General features: G+C 32.3%; 2 protein-coding genes. Both read right to left on the bottom strand.

All coding sequences use genetic code 11. The features are described 5' to 3' along the window. Positions 1–52: 52 nt before the first annotated feature. The gene (gene rlmD / locus RSB60_RS11375; protein ID WP_332616456.1) at positions 53–1189 is read right to left on the bottom strand and encodes a 23S rRNA (uracil(1939)-C(5))-methyltransferase RlmD; all 1137 of its coding nucleotides are present in this window, start codon (positions 1187–1189) and stop codon (positions 53–55) included. After that, a partial coding sequence (gene nadE, locus RSB60_RS11370; protein WP_332616454.1) for an NAD(+) synthase occupies positions 1186–3038 on the bottom strand: 1853 nt, incomplete at its 5' end. The genes nadE and rlmD, both read right to left, overlap by 4 nt.

The following is a 3038-nucleotide window of genomic DNA, read 5'->3' as shown; positions in this document are numbered from 1 at the left end:
CGCGTATATGAAGAAAATCCCAGTAAATAAGGCTTTTCATGACTTCTATTTTCTATTTCTTTGACATCAATACAACCGTCTCCACATGCCCTGTGAATGGGAACATATCAACTGGTTGAATAATTGATATCTTATATCCTTTTTTCTCTAAGACTTTAATATCTCTTTTTTGTGTCTCTGGATTACAAGATACATAGACTATTTTCTTTGCTTTAAGACTTGCAAGTAAATTAAGAAATCTTTCATCTGATCCTGCACGTGGAGGATCAATGATTGCAATATCTACACCTTTCATATCTTGAACATAATCTCTCATGAATAAAGAAACATCTTCAGCATAGAACTTTGAATTTTTGATTTGATTAATTTTTGCATTATTGATTGCATCTCTTATTGCTACTTTATTCACTTCAACTCCAACAACTTCTTTTGCGTATTTCGCAACTATCAATGAAATTGTTCCTATACCACAATAAGCATCTAGTACAATATCATTTTTACTTACATTCGCTAACTCAATTGCTTTAGCATAAAGTTTTTCGGTTTGTTCAGGATTTACTTGATAGAAAGACTTACTTGATATTTGAAATTTTATGCCGCATAAAACATCTTCAATTGTTCCTTTACCATACAATACTTTTTCTTGTTCACCCAAGACAACACTTGTTTTCCTTGCGTTAACTTGTGTACAAATTGTTGTGATTTCAGGATGTTTTTCACGCAAAATTTTCATGAACTCTTTACTACCAGGGAACACTTGTTGCCCTAATACAAATACAAGTAATATTTGATTAGTATGATAGCCAACTCTTAAATAAGCATGTCTCAAAATACCTATTCCACGATCCTCATTAAAAGGTTGTATTCTAAGCTTATTCGCAATTTCGCAAATCGTCTTGAGAATTGCGTTTGCCTTCTCATTTTGAATTAAACAATCTTCAATCGGTACAACACGATGACTATTTTCTTCATAGATACCACATGTCACTTTTTTGGTCTTACTCATTGAAAACGTTGCGAATACTTTGTGACGATAATTATATGGATTTTCTTGTCCAATAATTGGAAGAACTGGATGTGGTTTAAATAGTTCATTCATTTTAGCTTGCTTCATTTCAAGTTGCTTGCTGTACTCGATTCCTTGATATTGGCAACCTCCACATTTTTTTGCGTACTGACAGATTTTCATAGTAATCCTTTCATAAGTAATATCTTTTCTTTTAAATCAATATATTTCATTGATGGTATTGCATTTATTTGTGATTCTCTAAAATCATTACCAAAACTTCCACGGCTTACCAATACAATGGGTGGCATTTGAAGACGTTTAAAAACTGCTTTTTGCATTGTTGATATTACCCATTCTAAATCATCAATGAACTTCTTAGGATTATCTAATCCATAATATCTTATCCATTGTCCCATCTCACTATTTAGTAAACTACCATTCAAGTAACTCTCACAAATTGCTTCAACTTGAAAACCAGGATATTCTGTAATTTTTGAAATTAACCAGTCATGATAGAACCATTTCATTGGATCCAGTTGATTATCTTTAAGTTCAGCTGAAGGAGGTAATTCCCATTTAATTTTATCCCCTTCAATTTGCGGCAATAAATTAGTTGGCACTACTTCTTTATTAAAAACTTTATTCATCAAATATCCTAATTCAAATAGCTGTACTTTTGTACAATCACCTAAAGGAGAAAAAGCACCAATCGAATCACCATACATTGTGCAATAACCTAAAGCCACTTCTACCTTATTACCATTATTAATTACTACGCCACCTTCAAGAGAAGCAAATGTTGAAAGTAAGTGTCCACGAATCCTTGCTTGAATATTTTCAAACACTAATCCATGATCTGCATTGTTATATTTATATTCTTTCATTGTATCCAGTGTCGCATTGACAACACCTTCTATTGAACCTTCACGTATTTCTATCCCTAAACCTTCCGCAAGATTTCTAGCATTATTCTTTGTTGTATCACTGTTATATTGGGAAGCCATATTATAACCAATAACACGACTTGTTCCAAGGGCATAAGTTAATAAACAGGCGTTAATTGTACTATCTAAACCTCCTGATAAACCGATTATCCACTTAACTTTAGAATTAAACATCTGTTTATCTACTTGTTTAATTGCATTAGTAAGGGCATGAAACAATTTATTTTCCACCGGTTCTTCAATATCGATTTGTGTTAAATCAACAATTTTTAATTCTTCATTAAAAGCATCATTACATGAAGCGATGCATTCTGCTTGTCCATTATAGACTCTACTATTACCATCCATCATACAAATCGTCTTGCCTGTATTTTGCATTCCAGAGGCATTAGCATAAACAAACGGTACAAACTTACCATTCATTTTATAATGTGCTTTAACTTGTTTATCACGTGATAATTCTTTATTTAAAGTCCATGGGCTTGAAGAAACGTTCACAATTAAATCGACATCTTTATTTAAGTAATGTTTAGTTACATCAAAATTATAATCTTTACTCCATAGATCTTCACAAATCTCCAAACCTATTTTTATTTGTTTACCAGCTATTTCTACAACAAATGGGGCACATGTTTCTTCTTGTGAAAGACCCATGTCAAGCGCACTTGTGAAATATCGTTCATCATCGAACATGCGGTATTCTGGTAATAAATGTTTGATGTAGATTCCTGGTTCCCCTTGTTCTCTTTCAACCCAGTGTTTATTCATGCAAAAATAGGCAGCATTATAACGAATTACTCGACCATCTCTACCCGTTTTATTCTCATTTATAAAAATGTTACCGTATATTATTCCAATATTTTCTGATAAGCCACAAATACGATGATTGTACTCCATCACTGTCTTAAGAAATTCTGTATCTGTCCACTTATCTTGAAGCATATATCCTGTAATACTCATTTCAGGGAAAACAATCAAATCTGCACCATCATCTTTAGCAGACTTTATCATTTGTTTCATTTTATTAAAATTTTGTTCGCATTGTCCTGCGATTATATCCATTTGTGCTATTGCAATTTTCATTT

The organism is Anaerorhabdus sp. (genome assembly GCF_036657415.1).
Taxonomy (GTDB): domain Bacteria; phylum Bacillota_I; class Bacilli_A; order Erysipelotrichales; family Erysipelotrichaceae; genus Anaerorhabdus.
This window is presented reverse-complemented; position numbering and strand designations above follow the sequence as displayed.